This window comes from Kitasatospora sp. NPDC059817, assembly GCF_042731835.1.
Taxonomy (GTDB): Bacteria; Actinomycetota; Actinomycetes; order Streptomycetales; family Streptomycetaceae; genus Kitasatospora.
On record NZ_JBHWIR010000095.1, the window covers coordinates 20,463 to 28,618 of the forward strand.

The 8,156-nt window shown below is 69.8% G+C and carries 8 protein-coding genes and 2 pseudogenes; 5 read left to right on the plus strand and 5 right to left on the minus strand.

Features of this window, described 5'->3' with window-relative positions:
* Positions 1–60: 60 nt before the first annotated feature.
* Positions 61–660 (plus strand): annotated as a pseudogene (locus ACFV61_RS20900) (HD domain-containing protein).
* On the opposite strand, the gene ACFV61_RS20905 reads toward ACFV61_RS20900, so the two are convergent.
* The 3 genes from ACFV61_RS20905 to ACFV61_RS20915 all read right to left on the minus strand — a co-directional run bounded on the left by ACFV61_RS20905 (position 648) and on the right by ACFV61_RS20915 (position 2,491).
* Positions 648–1,121, minus strand: a complete 474-nt coding sequence (locus ACFV61_RS20905) for an NUDIX hydrolase (RefSeq protein WP_380493197.1) — start codon at positions 1,119–1,121, stop codon at positions 648–650. The pseudogene ACFV61_RS20900 and the gene ACFV61_RS20905 sit on opposite strands and share 13 nt — an antisense overlap.
* The gene (locus tag ACFV61_RS20910) at positions 1,105–1,878 is read right to left on the minus strand and encodes an XRE family transcriptional regulator (protein WP_380334381.1); all 774 of its coding nucleotides are present in this window, start codon (positions 1,876–1,878) and stop codon (positions 1,105–1,107) included. The genes ACFV61_RS20905 and ACFV61_RS20910 overlap by 17 nt, the downstream gene beginning before the upstream one ends.
* 193 nt (positions 1,879–2,071) lie before the next feature.
* Entirely contained in the window at positions 2,072–2,491 is a 420-nt protein-coding gene (locus tag ACFV61_RS20915; RefSeq protein WP_380493199.1) for a hypothetical protein, read from the minus strand.
* Positions 2,492–2,957: 466 nt separating this feature from the next.
* Between ACFV61_RS20915 and ACFV61_RS20920 the strand changes: the two genes are divergently transcribed.
* Complete coding sequence (locus ACFV61_RS20920; RefSeq protein WP_380493201.1) at positions 2,958–4,634, plus strand: ABC transporter permease; 1,677 nt, start codon at positions 2,958–2,960, stop codon at positions 4,632–4,634.
* A gap of 30 nt (positions 4,635–4,664) precedes the next feature.
* A complete protein-coding gene (locus ACFV61_RS20925; protein ID WP_380493203.1) occupies positions 4,665–6,029 on the plus strand; it encodes a nitrate/sulfonate/bicarbonate ABC transporter ATP-binding protein in 1,365 nt (454 codons plus the stop codon).
* A gap of 14 nt (positions 6,030–6,043) precedes the next feature.
* Here the strand turns inward: ACFV61_RS20925 and ACFV61_RS20930 are convergent, their stop codons facing one another.
* Complete coding sequence (locus ACFV61_RS20930) at positions 6,044–6,490, minus strand: hypothetical protein (RefSeq protein ID WP_380493205.1); 447 nt, start codon at positions 6,488–6,490, stop codon at positions 6,044–6,046.
* A gap of 78 nt (positions 6,491–6,568) precedes the next feature.
* Positions 6,569–6,976, minus strand: coding sequence for a hypothetical protein (locus tag ACFV61_RS20935; protein ID WP_347878571.1), 408 nt, complete (start codon positions 6,974–6,976; stop codon positions 6,569–6,571).
* 21 nt (positions 6,977–6,997) lie between these two features.
* Between ACFV61_RS20935 and ACFV61_RS20940 the strand changes: the two are divergent.
* Together ACFV61_RS20940 and ACFV61_RS20945 are read left to right on the plus strand one after the other, a co-directional pair.
* Positions 6,998–7,150: pseudogene (locus ACFV61_RS20940) on the plus strand (pirin family protein); the annotation flags it as partial.
* Positions 7,151–7,655: 505 nt separating this feature from the next.
* Positions 7,656–8,012: a beta/gamma crystallin domain-containing protein gene (locus tag ACFV61_RS20945; protein WP_063351953.1), complete on the plus strand. Its 357-nt coding sequence runs from the start codon at positions 7,656–7,658 to the stop codon at positions 8,010–8,012.
* Positions 8,013–8,156 lie beyond the last annotated feature (144 nt).

Consider the following 8,156-nt stretch of genomic DNA (forward strand, 5'->3'; position numbering starts at 1 on the left):
CTGCCTGGGCCGCCGCTATCGGCGGTGGCCCAGGCAGTGCGTGCCCTCTTGCAGCAACCCATGGACCAGGCGCCAGACGGGGAGGCTGACACCGTGACGGAGACCTTGCCCCAGTGGGCGCGGCGGATCGCCGGGCAGGAGCTGGCGGACACTCTGCCGAGGCGGTGGTCGCACTCCCAGGGGGTTGCACGGCGAGCCGAGCAACTGGCCGCGGTCGCCGGGCCGGATGATGGCCTGCTGGTTGCCGCCGCCGTGCTCCACGATGTCGGCTACGCACCTCGCCTGGCCCTGGCTGGCTTTCATCCCCTGGACGGTGCGAGGTTCCTGCGAAACCAGCATGGCGCAGACGCGCGGCTTGTGCGGCTGGTGGCCAACCACTCGCTCGCCCTGCTGGAAGCTGAGGAACGCGGGCTCCGCGAGACCCTGTAGCACGAGTTCCCGATGCTCGCTGACCAGGTGCTGGTGGACGCCCTGATCTTCTGCGACACCACCACCCCCGACGGAACGCCGACCAGCGCCCGAGACCGGATCTCGGAGATCCTCGCCAGGTACGGAGCCGGCACGCTGGTGGGACGGTTCATCCAGCGCGCACAGCCCGAGATCGAGGCGGCGGTAGCCCGTACAGAACACCGGCTCGCTGCCGCGAGTCAGCCGAGGTAGGGGTACCGACCGCTGAGGTAGTGGCCGATCTGCTGGCGCATGCTCGGGTGGATGTCGTACTCGTCCAGGTCGCCCGGCCGCACCCAGCGCACGCCGTCGGCCTCATCGTTGATCGTCGGGGTACCACCGACCGCGCGGCCGATGTATGCCACCTCGAACTGCTGGCGAGCCTCACCGTTGCTGCTGTAGACGACGATGTGCTCCGGATTGGAGTAGACCCCGAGGAGTCCGGTGATCTCCGCCTTGATTCCGGTCTCCTCCTCGCACTCGCGCACCGCGCAGTCGGCGGCGGACTCGCCGATGTCCTGCTTCCCGCCGGGCAGCGCCCACTGTCCGGTGTCGCGTCGGCGCTGCAGCAGGATCTCGCCGGCCTCGTTCTGCACGAGCAGGTTGCTCGCAGGGACCAACGAGTTCGCGGCCGGTGCGTCCGGATCGCCGTAGTACTCAGTCCTGCCCGCCATGAGACTGGCTCCCCTGCGCGTCGTCGGTCCACGGCCGGGCGGAGTCCCAGACCGCGTCGAAGCTCGAAGCGTAGCGGTCGAACCAGCCCAGCCCGCCGTCCTTCTGAAGGTGCAGCAGCGGGTTCGCGGACGCCGGCTGACCCCAAACGTGCGGGTTGACCAACAGGTCGTCGTCATAGCGGAACAGTGAGCTGTACAACGTGGTGTCGTGCAGGCGGATCTCGCAGCCGGGCGTGCCCAGCAGCGGCCGGTAGTAGGTCAGCGAGGCGCCGATCTTCGCTGCGAGGGCGTCGCCGATGCCCTCCTCACGTCCGCGGATCGCCACCGCGCGGCCCTGCGGGTCACCGAAGCACAGCCGGACCGTCACCCCGGCCGCCGCGCGCTGCGCCAGCATCGTGGCGATGCGCGGGTTCGACTGGGCGAAGAACGTCCCCGAGAACACCAGCACATCGATGACCTGATCTGCCTCGAGGAGCAGGGAGAGCCACATCTCCCGCGGGACGCTGGCACGATCGGGGTAGGTGGCCACGAGGCCGGCACCGGGACCGGTGACCTGTGCGGCCCGGGAACGGGGCTCCGGCCAGAGGAAGGTCTCGTCCACCTGGAGGTGGCGTGCAACGGTCCACCGGTGACGGGCATGGGGTACGCGACCGCCTAACCAACGGGTGACAGTCTTGGGGTCCACCTCGCAGACCGTCGCGAGTGCCGCAGGGGGCACACCGCGCTGGGCGAGTGCGGAGCGCAATCGCTCGTTCACAGCGGATATCCAACCGGACTGCGGCGGGACTCACAAGGACGTCTTGGGACCCATCACGGGCTTCACCATTCCCGCGCTGCGATACACACTCGACCTACGTCCCAAGTGAGTTGTCACATCGCAGGTAGATACCGAGCACTGCTGGCACCGACGCGCGCGGCCCTGGTGCTTGGCGAGCGCCTGACCGCCGGGACTAGGCACCGCTGGCCGGTGGGCCGGAAGAGTTCAGGCCCACGGTCACCACTACCGTCTCGGAGAAGAAGAAGCGCCCATTGCGGGCCGCGGCTTGCACTGCCGCGTGCCAGTCCGTCACATCGGCTGCGGTGACCGTCGTCGTGCCGCGTGCAACTGAGCCCAGCAGTGCTCTGCGCATGTCGTCCAGTCGACGTTCGGCGTAGCCCGTGAGTACCGTCGAGGCGGTCGTGAGTGTCTCGGTGCGCTGCAGGGTCAGCCCGGCGGCCGCGACCAGGCCAGGCAGTGCGCGACCGATGCGGCCGTTCGCGTGGTCCATCCACGGTTGGCGATCGTCGGTGAAGGCGTGCCACACCCGCCGGTCCAGGTCAGCCGGTGGACCGGCCACCATGATCGAGTCGAAGTCGACGTGCGCGAGCACCAGGGCGCCTTCGACCTTGAGGAATCGAACGGCCTTGCGAACGACTGGCTCGGCCCCTGGATCACCCTCCGACGCTGCTGGCGAGCCTGGACCAACGCACCCCCACCACCCGAACTCCAAGCCCTGATTGACGCCGTTGGCACCGGCCACGCCCTTGATCTCTACTCCCCGGTTTAACAAATCACCGGTACCATGCTCGCGGCTGCGGCCGACCCGGCCGCCCGGCGGGTGGAGAGCAGCGGGCAACTCGGCGAGGAGGACGTGGGCGCCGGGTGAGGAACGCCTCGGCTGCTCTGGATCTTCTGTCGGTGAGTGTTCGCGTGTCGCTCGGCGGGGACTCGTCCGGAGTTTCCCGGGCATGGTTTCCTGGCCGAGGCAGCGAGCCGACGGTGACACGGGAGGCCAGGTGGCGGGTCCGGGCGGGTTCCCCTCGCGGGGGGTGTGGCGGCGGCCGGCATTCCGGTGGGTGGACGTGCTGGTGGTCGTGGCACTGGTCGCGTTCCTGTACGGTCTGCTGCGGCTCGCCCCGTCACTGAACGCGCCGTTCCTGCCCAGCACGGCTCCTGACACGGTGTCGACGGACCCGGCGAACCTGCCGTACTACGCGGTGCGCTCGCTGGTGCGGATGTTCGCGGCGCTGGTGGCGTCGGTGGTGTTCACCTTCGTGTACGCCACCGCCGCGGCGCGGCTTCGGCGGGCGGACAAAGTGCTGCTGCCAGTGCTGGACATCCTGCAGTCCGTGCCGGTGCTGGGCTTCCTGTCGGTGACGGTGACCGCGTTCATCGCCCTGTTCCCCGGCTCGATCCTGGGCCTGGAGTGCGCCTCGATCTTCGCGATCTTCACCGCGATGGCCTGGAACATGACCTTCGCCTTCTACTACTCCCTCGTCTCCCAGCCCAAGGAGCTGGACGAGGCCGCGCGGGTGATGCGGCTGACGAAGTGGCAGCGGTTCTGGCAGCTCGACGTGCCCTCCGGGATGATCCCGCTGGTGTGGAACGGCATGATGAGCTTCGGCGGCGCCTGGTTCTTCCTCGCCGCCTCCGAGACCATCAGCGTCCTCAACCACCGCTACGCGCTGCCCGGCATGGGGTCATACGCCGCGGCGGCCATCGCCGCCGGCAACCTGGGCCAGGTCGGCATCGCGATCGCCGTGATGGTGGTCATGGTGATGGGCGTGAACGTGCTGTTCTGGCGGCCCATGGTCGCCTGGTCGGAGCGGTTCCGGGTGGAGGAGTCGGAAGCCGCCGAGCGCCCCCGCAGTCTGATGCTTGACCTGTTGCGCCGCTCAAGCGTCCCCGAACGGCTCGGGCGCCCGTTGCTGCCGATCGGCCGCGTGCTGGACCGGGCGAGCCGGCCGTTCGGGCTGGCCGAGCACCCGATCGGCGGGTCGGCGGCGCGCGAGCGGACGGGGGACGTGTTCTTCGCCGGTGCGGTCAGCGTGCTGGTGCTCTTCGGGGCCTGGAAGGCGTTCGCCTACGTCAGATCCACGGTGGGGCTCGCGGAGTTCGGACACGCGCTGGCCCTGGGAGCGGCGACCTTCAGCCGGGTCATCATCCTGATCGCGTTCGCGACGGTGGTGTGGGTGCCGATCGGCGTGTGGATCGGCATGAACCCGCGGGTGACCCGCTTCGCCCAGCCCGTGGTGCAGGTCCTGGCGAGCTTCCCGGCGAACTTCGTCTTCCCGTTCGCCACCGCCGCCTTCGTCGCGCTGGGCATCTCGCTGAACGTCGGCGCGATTCTGCTGATGGCGCTGGGCGCGCAGTGGTACATCCTGTTCAACGTGATCGCCGGCGCCTCGGCCATCCCCACCGACCTGCGCGAGGCGATGACCACCTTCCACGTCGGCGGGAGACTGAAGTGGCGCACCTTCATCCTGCCCGCGATCTTCCCCTCCTACGTCACCGGCGGGATCACGGCGGCCGGCGGAGCGTGGAACGCTTCCATCGTCGCGGAGGTCGTGACCTACGGCTCCCACACGCTGACCGCCACCGGCCTCGGCTCCTACATCACCCAGGCCACCGCCACCGGGGACTTCCCGAAGATCCTGGTCGGCATCGTGGTGATGAGCCTGTACGTCGTCGCCCTCAACCGGCTGTTCTGGCGCCGCCTCTACCGCATCGCCGAGACCCGCTACTCCCTCTGACCTTTCGTACCAGCGAGCGAGGCAGGACCCGTGACCACCGACCACCCGCGCACCCCCGGCCCCCGCCCGACCGGCGCCACGATCGTGCGGGCCGAGCGGGTGACCAAGACGTTCACCACCCCCGACGGCCGGGAGCTGCCGGTCCTGGACGACATCGGCTTCCACCTGGCGGAGGGCGAGATCGTCGCGCTGCTGGGCAAGTCCGGCTCCGGCAAGTCGACCCTGCTGCGGTGCATCGCCGGGCTGATCGCCCCGTCCTCGGGCACCGTCGCCTACCGGGGCGAGCCGCTGACCGGTGCCAACCCGGGTGTGTCGATGGTCTTCCAGTCCTTCGCTCTGCTGCCCTGGCTCACCGTGCAGCAGAACGTCGAACTGGGCCTGCACGCCCAGGGCGTCGGTGAACAGGAGCGGCGCGAGCGGGCGCTGAAGGCGATCGACCTGATCGGTCTGGACGGCTTCGAGTCCGCCTACCCCAAGGAACTGTCCGGTGGCATGCGCCAGCGCGTCGGCTTCGCCCGCGCCCTGGTCGTCGAACCGGACGCGCTGCTGATGGACGAGCCGTTCTCCGCCCTGGACGTGCTGACCGCCGAGAACCTGCGCAACGAGCTGGTCGGCCTGTGGGAAGGGCATGAGGCGCCGGTCAAGTCGATCCTGATCGTCACCCACAACATCGAGGAAGCCGTCCTGCTGGCCGACCGCATCCTCGTGCTGGCCGCCAACCCCGGCCGCATCCAGGCCGAACTGCGCGTCGACCTGCCCCGCCCCCGCAACCGCCAGGACCAGCACTTCGAATCCATCGTCGACACCGTCTACGGCATCCTCACCGGCCGGGAGGAAGCTGCCGTCGCCGCGGTAGAGCCTGCGACGACCGGTGGTGCCGAGCGGCCCGCCCCGACCCCGACCAGCGCGCCGCTGCCGGAGGTCAGCGTCGGCGGGCTGGCGGGCCTGCTGGAAATCCTCGTCGCCCGCGGCGGCGAGGACGGCCTGGCGGAGATCGCCGACGAACTCAACTTCGAGATCGACGACCTCCTGCCCCTGGTCGACGCCGCCGAACTGCTCGACCTCGCGCGCACAGACGGCCCCCGCATCCGCGTCACCGACGCCGGCCGCGAGTTCGCCGCCGCCGACATCCTCACCAGCAAGCAGCTCTTCGCCCACCACGCCGCCAGCCGCGCCCCGCTCGTGCGGGCCATCGTCCAGGCCCTGGCCGCCACCGACGATCACACCCTGCGCGAAGGGTTGTTCCTCGACCTGCTGCGGCGCGGTTTCTCCGCCGAGGACGCGCGCCGCCAGCTGGACACCGCCATCGACTGGGGCCGCTACGCCGAACTGTTCGACTACGACTCCGGCGACGGCGAACTCACTCTGGAACCCGGCGCGCAGGACGCCCTGTAGGCGGGGTGCGTGCCTCAGTCCTTCCGGCGGGCCGCCGCGTCGGCGAGCAGGCGGACCACGCCGGCGGGAAGGCTCAGGTGGCGCGCGATCCAGCCGGCGTCGTGGCCGTGGGTGGCGAACACCCACGCGGTGTAGAGCGTATTGAGGCTGGGCGCGTGCGCGCCCAGCAGCAGCGGCCGGACCGCCTCCATCGGGAAGCCCTCCAGGCTGCGGGCGCTGAACCACGATTCCTGATCCGCCTCCGCCTGCGGCACACCAGGGTGGCCTCGTCTGCGCAGCCGCTGCCACAGCACGCCGGCCACGACAAGGACCGCGACGCCGGCACCGAACAGCGCGCCGCCGACCACCGGCCGGTCGCGGACCGGCAGCACCACCAGCGCGACGACCTCCAGCAGGAGCAGGGCGATCACACCCAGCACCACCGCGCCCTCACCGGTTCGCGGGCGGGGCACCGCTCTCATTCGGATCACCTCTCCTTCCGATCAGTCTGCCAGGCACCCGGGGAGGCGTCGGGTCCTCGACGCGCCACTGACGCGTGGTCAGGCCAGGGCCTGGTGCTTCGTGTCGCCCTCCTCCAGGTGCCAGTGCAGGTCGCTGACGCCCGGCTCCAGGCAGAGGCGCGAGATGACCGGCTCCAGTGCTTGGGCGACGTCGCCGTTGACGGCGACCGTGGCCCGCAGGCTGGCGACCTCGCCGCGCTCACGCCGGGCACGCAGCCCGGTCGGTGCGAGGCCCGACGCACTGAGGGCCTGCAGAAGCAGCGCACGGATGTATGCCTCGGCGCCACGTTCGCACTCCAGGTGGACGGCCGCGCGCATGGTGGAGTCGGGGGCCCGCGCCCTTGAGGAAGCCCGGATCCGCTGCGTCCTGGTCGCACCCTCGAAGATGGAGCGCCCCGCCGGCGACCGGATCCTCGACGCTGCCGGTGGTCCCGTCTCTGCGGCCATGGAGATGACCGGCGGCGACGTATCGGGCGGTCCCACGAGGACATCGGCCAGGCCCGCGACGAGTGGCAGGCCGCCACCGACCGCTGCGGCGCCGTCCGGGGCTACCCGGGCAACCGCCTCCCCGCCCCGGAGCTCCCCGGCACCCCCCTCAAGCCCCGCGGCCGCACCCGCTGACCCGCGCGTTCGACGGGCACGGAGTCGCTGCGTGCCTTGGCTGCGGGACAACCCTCAGCGAGTTCGGTCACCTCACCGCCCGGCCGGTTCATCCTCACGCCCCGGCGGTCGGCCGGGGGCGTGAGGACGCCACCCCGCCCTCACCCGGCAACACCCGACACGTCATGCGCGAACTCGCCAGCCCCACCCCCCTCTCCCAGCCAGGTACCCCCAACACCTGTCGCGCGCGGTCGGCGGTCGGACCATCACCCCACGTCAGAGCAGCCGGTAGGCGATCTCGGTCGACGGCCCATCCGCCCGGCCCCGGAACCACTTGCGACACACCAGAACAACACACCCCACGCCTCGCCGAAAGTCCGGATGGAAATGACCGAGAACAAGTAAGGTCGAGGCTTGTTCGATTGACCCTCACAAAGGCGGTCTGGATACTGATCGAGCACGACGCAACCGAAACTCGTTGCGAAGCGAACTCCGATTCGAAATTTCATCCGGCTGAGGAGAATCCATGATCTCGAAAGCGAAGAAGGTCGTGAGCTCGTTGGCGATGGCCTTCGCCGCGGCGGCCACGCTCACCGTGGCCGTGCCGTCCGGCAACGCCTTCGCCATCGACCACGTCCAGTGTGACGGGAGCCGCAATGACTTCCTGAAGATCTGGTCGCACCTCGACGGCCGTGACAGCGTCGACTGCTACGCGAACGGGGGGACGATCGGCTTCGGCGGGTGGTGGATCGACCGGATCTCCACGGGGAACAACGACCTGGTCTACTCCGACGCCAACGGCGACTCGGTGAGGGTCAACCGCTGGACCGACATCACGTACCCGAACCGCCCGCCGAGGGTCAACTCCATCCAAATTCTCTGACGAACCGGCGGAGCGGGACCCGAACGGAAATTTGCCCGGCCGCATCACCGCAAGTCCCCGCAGCGCTTTGATCGCCGTCGAATTTTCTGTGACGTGAATTCGCTCAATTCCGGTCCACCGGCGCCGGCCATGCCCTCCAGGGGC